The organism is Streptomyces sp. NBC_00986 (assembly GCF_045162565.1).
Classification (GTDB): domain Bacteria; phylum Actinomycetota; class Actinomycetes; order Streptomycetales; family Streptomycetaceae; genus Streptomyces.
In genome coordinates this window covers 7,528,406-7,545,267 of sequence record NZ_CP108733.1, presented here as the reverse complement: position 1 = coordinate 7,545,267, position 16,862 = coordinate 7,528,406, and the positions used below count along the sequence as shown (strand labels likewise).

Genomic DNA, 16,862 nt, shown 5'->3' with positions numbered 1-16,862 from the left:
TTTCCCTTCGTCCACGCACGTTTCCACGTACGTCTCAAGAACGCAGCAAGCGCTTTCTATATATGCAGAAGCTAGCCTTTGCCCACTGGTCTGTACAAGACCGTGATGGGGTCGAGTTGTTCGAGGGGGCGAACAACCGGGGCAGGTGGCCTTATGGTCTGCTCGGACGGGGGCTTCCTTTGAGCAGCCTATGTACAACGGCGTACGACAAGATGCGCGACCGGAGGACGAACAACATGACGGTGACCCTGGCGGACGTGGCGGCCCGCGCCCAGGTCTCCCCCGCGACGGTGTCGCGCGTACTGAACGGCAACTATCCGGTCGCGGCCACCACGCGCGAGCGGGTCCTGCGGGCGGTCGACGAGCTGGACTACGTGCTCAACGGTCCCGCGAGCGCGCTGGCCGCGGCCACCTCCGACCTGGTCGGCATCCTGGTCAACGACATCGCCGACCCCTTCTTCGGGATCATGGCGAGCGCGATCCAGGGCGAGATCGGGGGGCCGGGGGGCCGTGCGGGCGGCGAACGGCTGGCGGTGGTGTGCAACACGGGCGGCTCCCCGGAGCGCGAGCTGACGTATCTGACCCTGCTGCAACGGCAGCGGGCGGCTGCGGTGGTGCTGACCGGCGGGGCGATGGAGAACGCGCCGCACGCGGCGGCGGTCGCGGCGAAGCTGCGGAAGCTGGGCGAGGCGGGGACGCGGGTGGTGCTGTGCGGGCGGCCGCCGGCGCCGGACACGGGGGCGTTCGCGCTGACCTTCGACAACCGCGGCGGTGGCCGGGAACTGACCGAGCACCTGATCGGGCTTGGGCACAGGCGGCTCGGATACATCGCGGGGCCGGAGGAACGGACGACGACGCGGCACCGGCTGGAGGGTCACCGGGAGGCGCTGGCCGCGCACGGGATCGTAGAGGATCCGCGGTGGACTGTTCATGGCCGCTACGACCGGCGGTCGGGGTACGAGGCGACGCTGGAACTGCTGCGGCGGGATCCGTCGCTGACGGCCGTGGTCGCGGCGAACGACTCCGTCGCGGTGGGGGCGTGTGCGGCGCTGCGGGAGTCGGGGCGGCGGATTCCGGACGACGTCTCGGTCGCCGGGTTCGACGATCTGCCGTTCAGTGTGGACGCGGTGCCTTCGCTTACGACGGTGCGGTTGCCGTTGTCGGAGGCGGGGGCTCGGGCGGGGCGGATCGCCATGGGGCGGGAGGAGCCGCCGCCGGGTGGGATCGCCACGGTTCGGGGGGAGTTGATGGTGCGGGGGTCTTCTGGGGTGCCGCGGAAGTAGACGCACGGAGCCGGGGTCGGGTGTGGCCGGTGGGCCGCCCGCTTCTTGGCCAGTGTCGGGATTCCGTGAGCCGAGTAAAGGGCGCTCCGCTGCGCTACGCGTCGGCTCCGCCGATTCCGCTGCGCTCCACCCTTGACTCGGCTCACGGAATCCCGTTTCAGAAGCGAGCGGGCGGCCCGGAAAGACGGTTGCCCAGGCGCGTAAACCCTCGGCCTTGTCATGCCCTCACCCGGCACCGAGGAACGCGCTCCCACCTCGCCAGCACGCCGGGTCGGCTTTGCGGCCAACGCCGAGTGGGGTGGCGCGTCGGCAGGAAGGCGGCACGCCACCTCGGCTCAGCGACTGACGCCGAGTGGTGTGCGTGGTCGATGGTGGGTGATGGGTGGTGGGTAATGGGTGGTGGGTGATGGGTGGTGGGTGGTGGGTGATGGGTGGTGGGTGGTGGGTGGTGGGGGCTTCGCGGCTGCGAGCGAGCGGACGCGCGACCGGGCCGAGCCGGGGGGTGTCGGGAAGCTGTCCGTAAATCAACCCCCTAACCGGCCTTTGACTGGTTAGAAAGACACACAGCTTCCCGGGCACTCGTGACCGGACAGGCCCGACCTGCCACCCGCCCACCCACCACTCGCCACCCACCACTCGTCACTCGCCACTCGCCACCCACCGCCCTCCACATCACCCACGCACACGCACACGCACACGCCCACCACTCGGCGTCAGTCGCTGAGCCGACCCGGCAGGACGCCAAGCCGTGGGCGCGCCAACCCACTTGGCGTTGGCCGCTGAGCCGACGTGGCGTGCTGGCGAGTCGCGAGCGCGCTCCTCAACACCGGCCGGCCACGCAACCGCCGTAGCGGGCCATCTCCCTGGGCAACCGTCTTTCCGGGTCGCCCGCTCGCTTCTGAAACGGGCTGGAGCGGCCCTAGTCAAGGGTGGAGCGCAGCGGAATCGCCGCAGGCGACGCGACCGCAGGGAGCGCCCTTTACTCGGGCCGCGGAAGCCCGACACTGACCAAGAAGCGGGCGACCCAACGCCCACTTGTAACGCCTTGCTCGCCAGGCCAGACCCCCTTTGCGATGAGCCTGACTACGCCTATCCTCCGGGTCCGATCCGGTACGTGCCCGGTGTCTGGCCCATCGTGCGGCTGAACGTGTCGATGAACGCGCTGGTCGTGGACCAGCCGCACTGACGGCCCGTTTCGCTGACCGTCGCTCCTTCCGCCAGGAGGACCATCGCGTGGAAGACGCGGACGTTGGTCCGCCATTGCGGGTACGTCATGCCGAACTCGGTTCTGAACAGCCGGGCCAGGGTTCGTTCGCTCACGCCGATGCGGCGGGCCAGCCAGGTGGCTGTGCGGGGTTGCCGTAGGTCGTCCGTCACCAGTGAACATGCCTGCTGGAGAAGGGAGTTGGTGGGCGTGGGGAGCGTCAGCGGCTCCACCAGGGCGCGGCGGAGCCGGTCCCGCAGGACCGCGCGCAGACGGCGGGACTCCTCCTGCGGGAGGCCCCGTTCGCTGCACGCGATGATCAGTTCGCGGACCAGGGCGTCCACGGCCACCACGACCGGCGTCCGGGAGTCCAGCAGCACGTCATGGGCGGCGAAACCGATGGTGTGCACGGAGCTGTGCCCGTGCACCCGGTGCTGGTGCCAGATGCCCGCCGGAAGCCAGACGGCACGCGCGCTGGACGCTACCCAGGATGCCTCGCCCGTCTGCACCGCCAGCACACCGGCGCTGACGTAGAGCAGCTGGTGGTAGCCGTGCTGGTGACGGCCGATGACGTCACCCGCGAGGTGCGCGTGGGTGGTGTCCCTGGGCTCCGTCGCCGCCTCGTCCACCGCGTCCGGCTGACCGTTTTCCGACATACCTCGGCAGAATAACGGAAGCGCCGCACCTGGCCGTCCTGCCAGCGTGAGGACATGCCCACGACACCCCCCGCCTCCTCCCCGCCCGCCCTGAAGACCCGCCTCGCCGATGGGATGCGCGGTGTCGCGCTCGACACCCGCCCGCTCCAACACCCCGTGTTCCGGCGCCTGTTGATCGGGCAGAGCGCGGCCTACGTCGGGACCATGGTCACCGACGTCACCATCCCGGTGCAGGTGTACGAGCTGTCCCGCTCGTCGCTGTTCGTGGGGCTGACGGGGGTCGCCGGCCTCGTACCGCTCGTGGTCTTCGGGCTGTACGGCGGTGCCGTCGCGGACCGGTTCGACCGCCGTACGCTGTACCTCGCGTCGGCCTGTCTGACCTGGGTGATCACGCTCGCCCTGTTGTTCCAGGCGGTCGCCGGCGTGCGTTCGGTGCCGCTCATCCTCGGCCTCGTCGCCGTGCAGGCCGGCGCTTTCGCCGTATCGTCCGCGGCTCGGGGCGCGATCATCCCCCGTATCGTGCCGCCCCCGCTGGTGCCCGCCGCGAACACGCTCTACTTCACCGCCGGCAACGTCGGACAGGTCGCCGGCCCGCTGGTCGCGGGCGTCCTGATCTCCCTCCCGAACGGCTACAGCTGGGCGTACGGCGCCGACGCCGTGCTGTTCTCGCTCCTGCTGTACTCGGCCCTGCGCCTGCCCTCGGTCAAGCCGACCGGCGAGGGAGCCGGCAACACGGGCGGGCTGCGCTCGGTCCTCGACGGGCTCCGGTTCATCGCCGTCGCGCCCGTTCTCTGGATGTCCTTCGCGGTCGACATCGCGGCGATGACCCTGGCCATGCCGACCGCGCTGTTCCCGGAGGCGGCACAGACGCGGTTCGGTGGCGGGGTGGGGCTGCTGTACTCGTCCATCGCGATCGGCTCGGTCGCGGCGGGCCTGTTCAGCGGCTGGATCGGACGCGTACGCCGCCAGGGCCGGGCACTCGCCGTCGCCGTCGTCGCCTGGGCCGCGGCCGTCGCCCTCGCGGGTACGGTCCATCAACTCCTCGCCGCGGCAGCCCTGTTGGCAGCCGCCGGAGCGGCCGACCTGGTCAGCGCGGTCTACCGCCAGACCATCCTCCAGACCTACGCCCCGGACGCCCTGCGCGGCCGCCTCCAGGGCGTCTTCACCGTCGTCGTCGCGGGCGGCCCCCGCCTCGGCGACCTGCGCGCCGGCGCCATGGCCTCCACCACGGGCCTCGGCCTCGCGTGGACGGGCAGTTCACTGCTGTGCGTGATCGTCGTCATCGCGGGGGCACTGCTGGTCCGGCCGTTCTGGCAGTACGACGTCACCGCGGCGCCGCCACCGTCCTCACGGCCGTAGGGCTCCGGGACGCGCCAACTCCCGTACCCGGCCCTGGCCTACGATCCCTTCATGCCTCGTGCCCTCATCCTCGGTGGAACCGGACTCGTCGGACGGGCGACCGCACAGCGGTTGCTGGAGGCCGGTTGGCAGGTGGAGGTGACCGGGCGGGACCCGGCGCGGATGCCGGCCGAACTGACCGGCGCCGGTGGGCAGTTCATCGCGGCGGACCGGGCTGACCCGGGACAGGGACAGGCCGCCCTCGGAGCCGGTGCCGATCTGCTCGTCGACTGTCTCTGCTTCACCGCCGCCGACGCACGGTCGTTGCTGCCGCTCGCCGCGAACTCCGGTTCCACCGTGGTGATTTCGAGCCGGGCCGTGTATGTCGACGCGGCGGGCCATCACGTCAACTCGGATGTCCCGCCGTACTTCACCGCGCCGATCACCGAGACCCAGCCGACGCTCGCACCGACCACCGACATCGACTACCGCTCGCGCGAAGGGTACGGCGCCAACAAAGTCGCCGCCGAACTCGTCCTGCTGGAGAGCGGGTTGCCCATCAGCGTGCTGCGGGCGTCGCAGATCCACGGGGTCGGGGCGTCCCCGGCGCGTGAATGGGCCGTGGTCAAGCGGGTGTTGGACGGGCGTACGGCTCTGCTGCTGGCCGGTCGGGGCGCCGGAGTCGTCCACACCACCGCCGCCGCGAATCTCGCCGCGCTCATCGAGACCGTCGCCGAGCGGCCGGGCACCCGCGTCCTGAACTGCGCCGATCCGGACGCGCCCAGCGCGCTGGAGATCTGCCGGGCGATCGCGGGACACCTGGGCCATGAGTGGGAGGAGGTCCTGCTGGACGACACGGCACCGGCCGGCCTGGGCCGCACCCCCTGGGACTCCCCGCACCCGATCGTCCTCGACACCTCCGCCGCCACGGCACTCGGCTACCGGCCCGCCGGTACCTACGCGACCGCGATCGCGCCCGCACTCGACCGGCTGGTGGAAGCGGCCAGGAACGGCCAACCTCCCGTCGACGACGGTTACTTCGCGGAGTACTTCGACTACGCGGCCGAGGACGCCTTTCTCGCGGGACGGGTCGGGCGGCCGGGGCGGTGACGGGCTAGGACGAGGGAGGGGGAGAGGCGGGGAAGAGAGGACGTCCGCCTTGTCCCGGTGTCCTTGATGACGGCTGGAGATCCCGGATCCGCCACTCCCCCGGCGCCGTTGTCAGTGCCTCCCCTTATCGTCCCGCCATGGCCTTCCCCCTTCCCACCGAACTGCCCCTGCCCTCCGGCCGCTTCGAGCCGCGAGGGGACGTGGAGGTGTGGTTCTCCGACGAACTGCCCGACGATCTCGTCGAGTTGTGGCCCCGGCTGCTGGAGTCCGCCGACGTCACGGGGCTGTATCCGTTCATCTGCTGGCGGGATGATCCCCACCAGCCCGAGGACTTGAGCGAGGTCGACGCGATTCGGCTCGATGCCGTGCTCGCGGCGGACTTCGCCGAATATCGGCGCCGGCGGCTGCCGTACTGGTCCAATCCGGCGGCGGGCGATGCACGGGATGCACTGCCGGACGACGACGATCCGGAGGACTTCGAACCCTGGCCGCACGACCCGGGGCCACCCTTCGAGAGCTGGCCCGGTCTCGCTGCGGGCGGGCCGGACACGGGTGCGGGTGCCGGGGTGAGCGCGGCGCAGGCCGCCCAGTGGGCCGTAGAGGAGCTGCTCGGGGACGAACCCTTCGTGCGCACTTGTCAGTTGGCTCTTGTGCCCGCGCGCCGCAGCGCCGATGTACCGGCGATCGTCGGGTGGGCGGCCGAGGCGCCGCTTCCCTTGGTGTGTGCGCTGTTGCGGAGTTGGGAGGAGCGGTTCGGGGCGCGGGTCGTGTCGGGGTTCGGGGGTGCGCTGACCGTGTCGGTCGCCCGGCCGCCGCTCGATGTCCCGCACGCGGAGCGACTCGCCCTGGAACATGTGCTGTCGACCGCCGACAACATCGTGGACGATCCGCCGACACCGTTCCCCGAGTACGCGAACGGGCTGGTGGGGCGGCGTCAGTGGCGCTTCTGGTGGGACTAGGCCGCTGCTCGGACAGCCGCGTCGGCTGTCCAGAACCATGGACGCGCGGCCCTTCCCGGTACTACCGTCAGAACCGCAATACCTCTGACTGAGTCAACTACCCTGAGCGAGCACCGGGGACCGATCATGACCGTCCAGGACATCCGCGCCTTCAACCGCTTCTACACGAACGTCATCGGCGCCCTCGACTACAGCCGCCACCTCTACGCCCCGTTCACCCTCACCGAGTCCCGCGTCCTGTACGAACTCGCGCACTCCCCGCGTACGGACGCCGCCGATCTCCGTACCGAACTCTCCCTCGACGCCGGGTACTTGAGCCGGATCCTGAACCGGTTCGAGCAGGACGGGCTGGTCGAGCGGGCGCCCTCGGAGCGGGATCCGCGGCGGCGGCAGGTCACGCTCACCGTGCGGGGGCGGGAGACCGCCGCGCTGTTGGCCGAGCGGGCGGACGAATCCGTCGGGGCGCTGCTCGCGACCGTGCCGGAGGCCGACCGGCCACGGCTCGCCGAGGCGCTGCACACCGTACGGACCATCCTGTCGGGGGACACGGAGGGCTCGGGGGGCTCGGATGACGTACGGCGATCTCGGCCCGAGGACGTCGTGCTGCGGGATCCCGGCCCCGGGGACCTCGGCTGGATCGTGCAGCGGAACGCGGCGCTGTACGCCGCCGAGTACGACTTCAACGCCGACTACGAAGGGCTCGTGGCGCGGATCGTCGCCGATTTCGCCGAGGATCACGATCCGCATCTGGAGCGGGTGTGGATCGCCGAGCTGGACGGGCGGCCGGTGGGGTGTGTGATGTGCGTGCGGGATGATGCCCCGGGTACCGCCCGGCTGCGGCTGCTGCTCGTCGAGCCCGACGCGCGCGGGCTGCGCATCGGGGATCAACTCGTCGCCGCTGTCGTCGAGTTCGCGCGCGGGGTCGGCTATCGCGACCTCGTGCTGTGGACGAACGACATCCTCGGTGCCGCCCGCCGGATCTACCAGCGGCACGGTTTCGTCCTCAGCGCCGAGAAGCCGCACCGCTCCTTCGGCCAGGATCTCGTCGGCCAGGACTGGCGGCTCGACCTGCACCAGCGGCAGTAGTGAGCGGTGACGAGTAGGGTCCGTGGCATGAAGCTCGCCTTCTCCACCCTCGGTGTCCCCGGCCTCCCCGTGACCGACGTCCTGGACCTCGCCGTCACGCACGGCTACCACGGCGTCGAGTTGCGCGCGCATCCCGAGGAGCCCGTGCACCCCGGTATCGACGCCGGCCAACGCGCCGACGTGGTCGCCGAGTTCAAGGCGGCCGGGGTCGAAGTCCTGGGCCTCGCGGGGTATGCGCGGGTGGCGGCACCGGGCGACGACGACGCCGTACTCGCCGAGATCCGTGAACTGCTGGAGCTGGCACGGGACTTGGGCGCGCCCTTCATCCGCGTCTTTCCCGGCGGCGGCACCGAGCAGTCCGTGGAGGAGGCCGACGCCACGGCCGCGCGGCGGCTCGGTACGGCGGCGGAGTGGGGTGCCGACCTCGGCGTACGGGTCCTGCTGGAGACCCACGACTCGCACCGCACCGGCGCGGACGCGCTCCGCGTGCTCGGCCCGGTCGGGCATCGGCAGGTCGGCGCGCTGTGGGACGTCATGCACACCTGGCTCGGCGGCGAACAGCCCTCGGAGACAATCGCCGCGCTGGGCCCGTATCTCGGATACGTCCAGGTCAAGGACATCGCCTCGGCCGCCGACACCACCCCGCTGCCCCTCGGTTCCGGCGTCCTCCCGCTCGCCGAGTGCGTCGAGGTCCTCTCCCGGCACGAGTGGGACGGCTGGCTGTGCTGGGAGTACGAGAAGCGCTGGTACGAGACCGCCGCCCCGCTCCCCGGGCTGCTGGCCGCCGGTCACGATCACCTGGCGCGGCTGCTCAACGACTCCGCGTAAACGACTGGCGGCTCCGGCAGGCCGCGGCTTAGGGTCCCCCGGTGCCTCCTCACCCCGCCCCGCGCCCCGTCATGCCCTCATGAGCTTCACCCGTACGTTGATCGACGTCCGGCCCCTGCGGACGTCCCCGGTGTTCCGGCGGCTGCTGATCGGGCGGACGGTGTCCCTGCTCGGTGGGTTCATGACCATGGTGACGGTCATGTACCAGGTCTGGGACATGACCCACAGCACGGTCTGGACGGGTGCGGTCGGGCTGGCGAACGCGGTGCCCATGGTGGTTGTCGGGCTGTTCGCCGGTTCGTGGGTGGACCGGGGTGACCGGCGGCGCATCTACCTCTTCAACACGGTCGGCCAGGCCGTCTGCTCGCTCCTCCTCGCCGTGCAGGGCTTCACCGGTCACGTCCCGGTGCTCGGCGTGCTCGCGCTGGTCGCCGCGCAGTCGTGCTTCGGCGCGGTGGGCGGCCCGGCGTCGGGCGTGTTCATACCCCGGCTGCTGCCGAAGGACCAGGTGGCGGCGGGTCTCGCCCTCAACACCATGTCGTTCACGACCATGATGCTCGTCGGCCCCGCGCTCGGCGGCCTGCTCATCGGCTGGGCCGGCATCGGCGCCTGCTACCTGGCCGACGCGCTCACCTTCCTCCTCGCGTTCTACGGCGCCTTCGGCCTGCCCGCGCTGCCGCCAGAGGGCGAGCCGTCGCGGGCCGGACTGCACGGTGTCCTGGACGGCCTGCGCTTCCTGGCCGGCCACCGGGTGGTGCGCGGCGCGCTGCTCACCGACCTGGCGGCGACGGTCCTGGCGATGCCGATCAGCCTGTTCCCGCTGATCAACTCCGAGCGGTTCGGCGGTGATCCGCGCACCCTGGGCCTGTTCCTCTCCGCGATCTCGGTCGGTGGCATCACGGCGTCCGTCTTCTCCGGCACCGTCACCCGGCTCGGGCGCCCGGGGCTGGTGATGCTGCTCGGCGCGAGCACGTGGGGCACCACGCTGGCGGCCTTCGGCCTGATGACGAACCCGTGGGCGGGCCTCGCGTTCCTCGTCCTGGCCGGCGCCGCCGACTCCACGTCCGTGATCTCCCGCAGCACGATCATCCAGACCCACACCCCGGACGCCCTCCGGGGCCGCGTCTCCGCCGCCGAACAGATCGTCGGCCAGGCGGGCCCCAACCTGGGCAACCTCCGCAGCGGCCTGGTCGCGGGCTGGACCTCGGGCGCGACGGCCCTGTTCACCGGCGGGCTGCTGTGTGTGCTGGCGGTGGCGGGGGTGGGGGCGAGCACGCCTGAACTGCGGGCCGGGGCGGGGGTCACACCGGACGAGCCGTGAGCGGCGCCGTCCCGTCCAGGCACCAGTCCAGTACCGCGGGCCACGAGCCGTAGCCGGCGACCAGGTCCAAGTGCCCTGCGCCCGGGATGAGTTCGGTGGGGATGCCGAACGGATCGCCGTAGGCGGTGCGGGCGTCTTCCGGGCAGTACGGGTCGTCGTCACCGGCGACGAGACGGACGTTCCCGGGGAGGGTGAAGTCCGCGGCGGGCGGGACGAATCCGGCGACCTCCGGATATCCGGCGACGACGGACGCGGACGGCGGTCCGACCAGCAGCACCCGGTCGACCTCACCGCCCTTGACCAGCCCGCGGGCGACGGCGTGCAGCCAGAGCAGCGCGGAGGCGCTGTGCGCGAGAACGACCCGCTCGGAGTCGGCACCGCCCGGCAACTCGCCGAGATACCGGCCGAGTTCACCCAGCCACACGTCCAGGTCGGGCTCGTCGGGGTCGGGCAGCTGAGGGTAGACGACGTGGTGCCCGAGTTCCCCGAGCCGGTCGGCCAGCCAGTGCTGCCAGTGTTCCTTCGGGCGATGGTTCTGCCAGCCGTGGAGGATGAGGTAGGAGTTCATGAGGGCGATGGTTTCCGATCACCGGCCGATCGGTCCAGCCGGCCGTACCTGGACATCCCTGCGCGAAGTCGCCACCGACGCCTGAGACGGGGCCGGCTGAGGCTAGCGATCAACTCAAGCCGTGCGCGCCTGAGTTGCCCCGCGTCGACCGCGCCCGCACCCGCGCCTCCAACCCCGCCCCGCACTCCCCCCACTCCGCCGCCGTGATCGAGTAGATCGCGGAATCACGCAATCGCCCCTCCTCCCCCGGCGCCCAGGACCGGGACCAGTTGCGCAGTACGCCCTCGAAACGGGCGCCCACGCTCTGGATCGCCGCGCGGGAGCGGTCGTTGCGAGCATCCGTCTTCAGGTCGACCCGGGAGACGCCCCACTCCTCGAACGCGTGCCGGAACAACAGGAGTTTGGCCTCGGCGTTCACACCCGTGCCCTGCGCCGAACCCGCCAGCCAGGTGAACCCGACCTCCACGGCGTCGAGCCGGTCGTCCGTCAGCCAGGAGCGGGGTTCCCAGTAGGCCGTGACACCGACGGCCCTCCCCGTCGCCGTCGACACCTGGGCGTACGGCGCGAGTCGGCCCGTGGCCGCCCTGCCCAACTGGGCGTCGATATAGGCCTGCACCTCATTCGCCCTCGGCACCCAGGTGAACGCGTACGAACCCCGGTCCTCCTCCGCCGCCTCCCCCAGATCGGCCGCGTGCCGCTGCTCGAGCGGCTCCAGGCGCACCAACTCGCCCGCCAGGACGGGCGCCTTCAGTTCGAAACCCACCCGCTGACTCCCTCTCCCGGCAACTGCCCCCGCAGCGCGGCAAACGCCTCATGGAACCCCGGGAAAGTCTTCCGCACGCACCCCGGGTCGTCGAACGAAATACCCGGTACCCGCAGCCCGGTCACCGCGAAGGACATGACGATGCGGTGGTCGCCGTAGGACTTGATCTCCGTGTCCGGGGCGGGAGTTGACCCCGGGCGGATCTCGATCCAGTCCGGGCCCGTCGCCACCTCCGTGCCCAACCGTCGGAGACCCTCCGCGCAGGCCTCAAGGCGGTCGCACTCCTTCACCCGCGTGTTGCCGACGTCCTCGATGCGGACCGGGCCCGAGGCGAAGGGGGCGATCGCGGCCAGTGTCGGCATGGTGTCCGAGATGTCCCGCATGTTGACCGTGAGGCCGCGCAGCTCGCCCGTGCCGCGCACCCGGGTGCCGCTCGCGCCGGTCTCCACCTCCGCGCCCATCCGGCGCAGTACGTCGACGAAGCCCAGGTCGCCCTGGAGCGCGCCCGTGCCGAGGCCGGGGACCGTGACCTCGCCGCCCGTCACGGCCGCCGCCGCGAAGAAGTAGCTCGCGGTCGACGCGTCCGGTTCGATCCCGTAGGTGGTGGCCCGGTAGCCCCCCGGCGGGACGACGTACACACGGCCGTCCCCCTCCCGTAGTACCTCCACCCCGAACTCCCGCATCATCGCGATCGTGATCTCGACGTACGGCGCGGAGACCAGGTCCGTGACCCTGATGCGGAGGCCCTTCCTGGTCAGGGGGCCGAGGAGGAGCAGCGCGGTCAGGTACTGGGAGGACTGGCCCGCGTCCAGGACCACCTCGCCGCCCTCCACCCCCGACGCCTCGATGCGCAACGGGTGGTGGCCCTCCGCCTCCTCGTGGCGCAGGTCGACGCCCAGGTCGCGCAGGGCCCGGGTGAGCGGGAGGAGGGGGCGGCGGCGCATCTGCGGCGACGCGTCGAAGCGGAAGCTGCCGTGCCCGGCCGCCGCCAGCGTCGGCAGGAAGCGGGCCGTCGTCGCGCCGTCCCGGCAGTACACGTCCGCCTCCGCGACCGCCGGACCCTGCGGGCGGCCGTCGATCTGCCAGGCGTCCGGGGTCCGGCCCACGCGGTAGCCGAGCCGGGTCAGGCCCTCGGCGAAGCCCTCGGTGTCGTCCGAGCGGAGGGGGCGCCGGAGGGTGGTGACGCCGTCGGCGGCGGCCGCCAGGAACAGCGCGCGGGCGGTGATGGACTTGGAACCGGGGATGTCGACTACGGGCATGCCCTCATGATCGGGCGGTGGTCGGCCACCCCGCCGGGACGTCCACGGGATGGACGACCACCGTTCGCCCGCGCGTCCCTGTGAGCGGTCGCATCCGTCCCGTTGTGCACGGGTTCACCAACTTCCGGAATCGGCCACCAGGAGGGAACCCGCATCCCCTCCCCTCCGTCCAACCGGCATGCTGCCGGATGAGTCTCCGCGGTACGGCGTCGGCCTCGCTGCTGGCTGCGAAAGCTGACAAACCCTCTCCTCCGTGCCGCGGCCGGCAGCAAGCCGTCATCGGCGCGCCCCCCTCCAACTGCGCCGATGGCGGCTCCCTCGCTGGGTACTGTGCGTTCCCTTGACTGGCAGAAACTTCCCGGATATTCGTGAAGTCTTGGAAGTTTCCTTCAGCGGATCCGATGATCCGAAGTGGAACACCTCCGGAAGGAGCGCACGTGCCCTCCAGACGTACCGTCCTCGCCGCGACCATGGGCGTCACCGCGTCCCTCGCGGTCGGCGGCACCGCCCACGCCGACGACAAGAGACTCCGCTCGCTGATCTCCCGCATGACACTGCCGGAGAAGGTCGGCCAGCTCTTCGTGATGCGGGTCTACGGCCACTCCGCCACCGCCCCCGACCAGGCCGACATCGATGCCAACCTGAGCGAGATCGGCGTCCGCACGGCCGCCGAGCTGATCGCCAAGTACCACGTCGGCGGCATCATCTACTTCACCTGGGCCCACAACACCCGCGACCCCCACCAGATCGCCGACCTCTCGAACGGCATCCAGAAGGCGTCCCTCAGCCGACCCCGAGGGCTGCCCGTACTGGTCGCCACCGACCAGGAACACGGCATCGTCTGCCGTATCGGCGCGCCCGCGACCCTCTTCCCGGGCGCGATGGCGATCGGCGCCGGCGGCTCCCGCGGCGACGCCCGCACCCTCGGCCGGATCTCCGGCGCCGAGCTGCGCGCGATGGGCGTCAACCAGGACTACTCCCCCGACGCCGACGTGAACGTCAACCCGGCCAACCCGGTCATCGGCGTACGGTCCTTCGGCGCCGACCCGGACGCGGTGGCCGGCCTCGTCGCCGCCGAGGTGAAGGGGTATCAGAGCAGCCAAGTGGCCGCTACCGCCAAGCACTTCCCGGGGCACGGGGACACGGCCGTCGACAGCCACTTCGGGTTCCCCGTCATCACCCACAGCCGCGAGGTGTGGGAGGCGCTCGACGCCGTCCCCTTCCGGGCGGCCGTCAAGGCGGGCATCGACTCGATCATGACCGCGCACATCATGGTCCCGGCCCTCGACGACTCCGGCGACCCGGCCACCCTCTCCCACCCCATCCTCACCGGCATCCTGCGCGGCGAACTCGGCTACGACGGCGTCGTGATCACCGACTCGCTGGGCATGGAGGGCGTACGCCAGAAGTACGGGGACGACAGGGTGCCCGTGCTCGCGCTCAAGGCCGGGGTGGATCAACTCCTCAACCCGCCCTCCCTGGACGTCGCCTGGAACGCCGTGCTCAAGGCCGTGCAGGGCGGGGAGCTGACGGAGGCGCGGCTCGACGAGTCGATCCTGCGGGTGCTGCGGCTGAAGGAGCGGCTGGGGTTGTTCGAGGACGTCTACGTCAGCCGGGCGGGCGTCGACCGCACGGTCGGGACCGGTGCTCATCTCGCCGCCGCCGACCGGATCGCCGAGCGGACCACCACCCTGCTGGTCAACTCGGCGGGGCTGCTGCCGTTGTCCCGTCGTACGCACGGGAAGGTGCTGGTGGTCGGCGCCGATCCGGCCTCCCCTACGGGTACCACGGGTCCACCCACCGGTGTGCTCGCGGCGGCCCTCGGGGAGCTGGGGTTCACGGCGACCGCCCTCTCCACCGGTACGGCACCTTCCGCCGCGACCGTCGCGAAGGCAGTGGCGGCGGCGCGTGAGGCGGATGCGGTGGTTGTGGCGACCTACAACGTCACGGCGGCCGATGCGCAGAAGACGCTGGTCGAGCAACTGGTCGCCACCGGGAAGCCGGTCGTGGCCGTCGCCGTCCGCAACCCCTACGATGTTGCCCAACTGCCCTCGGTCACCGCCTACTTGGCGGCCTACTCCTGGACCGACGTCGAACTCCGGGCGGCGGCACGGGTGATCGCGGGCCGGGTCCGGCCGCGCGGGAAGCTCCCGGTCGCGGTGCAGCGCGCGGATGATCCGGCGCAGGTGCTGTATCCCGTAGGGCACGGGCTGTCGTACTAGGGGTACGTTCCCCACCCGCCCCACCCCCGCCAACTGGCCCAAAGCCCCCCGCACGTCTGGCGTGCGCCCGCTGCCGCGGGTCACGCTGGGCGGGGGCAGTCGGGGGGATCGATGCGTGAGCGATGGTGCGTGGGGGCGGTGTGCGCGGTGCTGCTCGCCGCCCTGCCGACGGGCTGCCAGGCCGCGCACGGCTCCGGATCGGGCGAGGGTGACGGACGGCTCGGCGGGAAGGCCGCCGCGACCTCGTCCGCGACCACTCAACCCTCCGGCTACGGCGCGGTGTTCCTCGGCGTCGGCGAGTGCAGTTCCTTCGGTACGACGAGTTTCACCGAGGCGCCGTGCACCAGTGAGCGGGCGGCCGCGCGCGTCATCGCCCGCTACGACGGTGATGTGAGTGACGGTCCGGTGTGTCCGGCGACCACCGACTTCGTGCTGCACATCAGCGCCCAGGGGTCGTCGGGCGCGGGCGGCGACGGTGTCGTACCCAAGGGCTACGCCTGTATGCGGAACCTGGAGCCGCCGCACCCCGGCGACCCGGGCGGCGGGGGCGGGCCCCGCACGATCGTCGGTGACTGTGTCTACGGCTCGGGCAGCGGGCAGGTCCGGGAGACGGCGTGCGACGGCTCGGGGCTGAAGAAGCCGCAGTACAAGGTGGTCAAGGCCGTGCTCCGGCGCGCGAGTTGCCCCGCGTCGACCGCCCTGTATGTGCAGCTCGGCGGCGAACAACCCGTGGGCTGCGCCCGGCCGGTGTAGTCGGGTGACCACCAACAGCCGGGCGCAGTAGGGAAGTTGCCTACGGCCGGAGCGTCGGCTCGCGCTGCACGTCCTGACGGTCCAGCTTCGCGTCGTACGGTGCGAGGGGCTTCGCCTGTGCCGCGGTCGTGGCCGGGACGCCGGCCCAGGCCAGGATGCGGGCGGTGGCGAGCGCCTTCTGGTCGGCGGTCAGGCCGGCGACGTTCGCGCCGTGGTTGAGGCCGGGCGCGGTGAAGACGTACGAGTCCTTCGAGCCCTTGCCGACGGCGAAGCGCTCGGCGCCCCACGGGTCGTTCTGGCCGTAGACGAAGAGCATGTGGTCGGCGTGGTGGCGGACCCAGCTGTCCACGTCCCGCATCGCGCCCGGCTGGAACCTCATCGGGATGGAGCGGGGGACGAAGTTGCGGGGCGGCTGGTAGCCGTAGCGGAGGTACTTCTTCTCGATGTACGGGAACTTGATGGTGGGGGCGCCGAGTTGGGTGCCCGCCTGGTAGTAGTACGGGGTGTACGGGTCCAGGCCCTGGTCCGTGTAGAAGGAGAAGCCGGAGATCGTGTCGACCGAGGTCCAGATCTCGTCGTCGGTGGCGGTCGCCGCGTTCGCGGGGATGCTGTCGCAGTCGGAGAGCAGACTGTACTGCCAGAAGCCCCAGACGTAGTCGAGGACGACGGCTTCGTAGGCCTTGTCCAGGCTGCCGACGGTGGTGAAGGTGAAGCCGTTCTCGGCCGCGTACGCCGCGTACTTCTTCTCCAGCGCGTCCCTGCGCACCAGCGCCTCACGCTGCACGGCGTCCAGACGGTCGCGGCACTCCTTGGTGCCGACCTTCGTGAAGAAGCGGTCGTAGGCCGAATCCTCGTTGTTCACCACGTCGTTGGGGGCGACGTAGGCGACCACGCCGTCCATGTCACGCGGGTAGAACCGCTCGAAGTAGGTGGCCGTCATACCGCCCTTGGAGCCGCCGGTGGCGATCCAGTTCTTGGTGTAGATCGGCTTGAGGGCCTTGAAGACGCGGTGCTGGTCGCTGGCCGCCTGCCAGATGTCGAGCTTGGACCAGTCGGCCGGGGCCGGGCGGGACGGCGTGAAGTAGCGGTATTCCAGGGAGACTTGGTTGGCGTCCGCGATCCGGGTCGGTTCGCTGCGGCTGGGTGTCGTGGAGACGTTGTAGCCGCCGGTGTAGAAGACCGTCGGGCGCGAGACGTCCTTGTGCAGCACGGTGATCCGCTGCTGGAACGTGCCCTTGGACGGGTGCCGGTGGTCGACCGGCTGGGTGTAGTTCAGGACGAAGTAGCGGTAGCCGGTGTACGGCTTCTCCTGGATCAGGCTCATGCCGGGTATCGCCAGCAACTGGTCCTTGATGTCCGCGACTTGACCGGTCCGGCCGGCCTGGGCGGCGGTGGCCGCCCCGGCCGTGCCCAGCGTGCCTATGAGCACGGTGAGCGCCAGCAGCCATCTGAGCGCCTTGCGCATGCAATCTCCCCTGTGAGGCAGTTGTGAACGGGAAGCTATCGGAGCAA

At 71.2% G+C, this 16,862-nt stretch carries 14 protein-coding genes; 9 read left to right on the top strand and 5 right to left on the bottom strand.

The genetic code is table 11. From position 1 onward, the window contains the following. Positions 1-236: 236 nt before the first annotated feature. Positions 237-1,283: a LacI family DNA-binding transcriptional regulator gene (locus OG504_RS33755; RefSeq protein ID WP_033283883.1), complete on the top strand. Its 1,047-nt coding sequence runs from the start codon at positions 237-239 to the stop codon at positions 1,281-1,283. 1,089 nt (positions 1,284-2,372) lie between these two features. Here OG504_RS33755 and OG504_RS33750 read toward each other — a convergent pair. Then, positions 2,373-3,143, bottom strand: coding sequence for an AraC family transcriptional regulator (locus OG504_RS33750; RefSeq protein WP_405993181.1), 771 nt, complete (start codon positions 3,141-3,143; stop codon positions 2,373-2,375). Positions 3,144-3,197: 54 nt separating this feature from the next. Between OG504_RS33750 and OG504_RS33745 the strand changes: the two genes are divergently transcribed. The 6 genes from OG504_RS33745 (at position 3,198) to OG504_RS33720 (ending at position 9,785) form a co-directional block, all read left to right on the top strand. After that, positions 3,198-4,502 carry an MFS transporter gene (locus OG504_RS33745; protein WP_405993180.1) on the top strand — a complete coding sequence of 435 codons (1,305 nt, stop codon included), beginning with the start codon at positions 3,198-3,200 and terminating at the stop codon, positions 4,500-4,502. 51 nt (positions 4,503-4,553) lie between these two features. Next, positions 4,554-5,591, top strand: a complete 1,038-nt coding sequence (locus OG504_RS33740) for an NAD-dependent epimerase/dehydratase family protein (RefSeq protein WP_405993179.1) — start codon at positions 4,554-4,556, stop codon at positions 5,589-5,591. Between the two features lie 137 nt (positions 5,592-5,728). Then, positions 5,729-6,550, top strand: coding sequence for a DUF4253 domain-containing protein (locus OG504_RS33735; protein ID WP_405993178.1), 822 nt, complete (start codon positions 5,729-5,731; stop codon positions 6,548-6,550). A 126-nt stretch (positions 6,551-6,676) separates the two neighbouring features. Further along, positions 6,677-7,636: a GNAT family N-acetyltransferase gene (locus tag OG504_RS33730; protein ID WP_405993177.1), complete on the top strand. Its 960-nt coding sequence runs from the start codon at positions 6,677-6,679 to the stop codon at positions 7,634-7,636. 27 nt (positions 7,637-7,663) lie between these two features. Continuing rightward, positions 7,664-8,464, top strand: coding sequence for a sugar phosphate isomerase/epimerase family protein (locus OG504_RS33725; protein WP_405993176.1), 801 nt, complete (start codon positions 7,664-7,666; stop codon positions 8,462-8,464). Between the two features lie 79 nt (positions 8,465-8,543). Beyond that, positions 8,544-9,785 carry an MFS transporter gene (locus OG504_RS33720; protein ID WP_405993175.1) on the top strand — a complete coding sequence of 414 codons (1,242 nt, stop codon included), beginning with the start codon at positions 8,544-8,546 and terminating at the stop codon, positions 9,783-9,785. Here the strand turns inward: OG504_RS33720 and OG504_RS33715 are convergent. The 3 genes from OG504_RS33715 to aroA all read right to left on the bottom strand — a co-directional run bounded on the left by OG504_RS33715 (position 9,766) and on the right by aroA (position 12,375). Then, complete coding sequence (locus OG504_RS33715; protein ID WP_405993174.1) at positions 9,766-10,353, bottom strand: RBBP9/YdeN family alpha/beta hydrolase; 588 nt, start codon at positions 10,351-10,353, stop codon at positions 9,766-9,768. The genes OG504_RS33720 and OG504_RS33715 overlap by 20 nt on opposite strands. Positions 10,354-10,462: 109 nt before the next feature. Then, entirely contained in the window at positions 10,463-11,116 is a 654-nt protein-coding gene (locus tag OG504_RS33710; RefSeq protein WP_405993173.1) for a GNAT family N-acetyltransferase, read from the bottom strand. Next, positions 11,101-12,375 (bottom strand): 3-phosphoshikimate 1-carboxyvinyltransferase, encoded by a 1,275-nt coding sequence (gene aroA, locus OG504_RS33705; RefSeq protein WP_405993172.1) that lies wholly within the window; start codon positions 12,373-12,375, stop codon positions 11,101-11,103. The genes OG504_RS33710 and aroA overlap by 16 nt, the downstream gene beginning before the upstream one ends. 401 nt (positions 12,376-12,776) lie before the next feature. On the opposite strand from aroA, the gene OG504_RS33700 reads away from it, so the two are divergent. Beyond that, positions 12,777-14,597, top strand: coding sequence for a glycoside hydrolase family 3 protein (locus tag OG504_RS33700; RefSeq protein WP_405993171.1), 1,821 nt, complete (start codon positions 12,777-12,779; stop codon positions 14,595-14,597). A 111-nt stretch (positions 14,598-14,708) separates the two neighbouring features. Continuing rightward, a complete protein-coding gene (locus OG504_RS33695; RefSeq protein ID WP_405993170.1) occupies positions 14,709-15,350 on the top strand; it encodes a hypothetical protein in 642 nt (213 codons plus the stop codon). Between the two features lie 40 nt (positions 15,351-15,390). On the opposite strand, the gene OG504_RS33690 is transcribed toward OG504_RS33695, so the two are convergent. Continuing rightward, entirely contained in the window at positions 15,391-16,815 is a 1,425-nt protein-coding gene (locus OG504_RS33690) for a S28 family serine protease (protein WP_405993169.1), read from the bottom strand. Positions 16,816-16,862: the final 47 nt, after the last annotated feature.

Excerpts from the sequence above, each read along its gene's own strand:
- OG504_RS33755 (WP_033283883.1), top strand. The coding sequence starts at position 237 with ATGACGGTGACCCTGGCGGACGTGGCGGCCCGCGCCCAGGTCTCCCCC.
- OG504_RS33750 (WP_405993181.1), bottom strand. The coding sequence starts at position 3,143 with ATGTCGGAAAACGGTCAGCCGGACGCGGTGGACGAGGCGGCGACGGAG.
- OG504_RS33745 (WP_405993180.1), top strand. The coding sequence starts at position 3,198 with ATGCCCACGACACCCCCCGCCTCCTCCCCGCCCGCCCTGAAGACCCGC.
- OG504_RS33740 (WP_405993179.1), top strand. The coding sequence starts at position 4,554 with ATGCCTCGTGCCCTCATCCTCGGTGGAACCGGACTCGTCGGACGGGCG.
- OG504_RS33735 (WP_405993178.1), top strand. The coding sequence starts at position 5,729 with ATGGCCTTCCCCCTTCCCACCGAACTGCCCCTGCCCTCCGGCCGCTTC.
- OG504_RS33730 (WP_405993177.1), top strand. The coding sequence starts at position 6,677 with ATGACCGTCCAGGACATCCGCGCCTTCAACCGCTTCTACACGAACGTC.
- OG504_RS33725 (WP_405993176.1), top strand. The coding sequence starts at position 7,664 with ATGAAGCTCGCCTTCTCCACCCTCGGTGTCCCCGGCCTCCCCGTGACC.
- OG504_RS33720 (WP_405993175.1), top strand. The coding sequence starts at position 8,544 with ATGAGCTTCACCCGTACGTTGATCGACGTCCGGCCCCTGCGGACGTCC.
- OG504_RS33715 (WP_405993174.1), bottom strand. The coding sequence starts at position 10,353 with ATGAACTCCTACCTCATCCTCCACGGCTGGCAGAACCATCGCCCGAAG.
- aroA (WP_405993172.1), bottom strand. The coding sequence starts at position 12,375 with ATGCCCGTAGTCGACATCCCCGGTTCCAAGTCCATCACCGCCCGCGCG.
- OG504_RS33700 (WP_405993171.1), top strand. The coding sequence starts at position 12,777 with ATGATCCGAAGTGGAACACCTCCGGAAGGAGCGCACGTGCCCTCCAGA.
- OG504_RS33695 (WP_405993170.1), top strand. The coding sequence starts at position 14,709 with ATGCGTGAGCGATGGTGCGTGGGGGCGGTGTGCGCGGTGCTGCTCGCC.
- OG504_RS33690 (WP_405993169.1), bottom strand. The coding sequence starts at position 16,815 with ATGCGCAAGGCGCTCAGATGGCTGCTGGCGCTCACCGTGCTCATAGGC.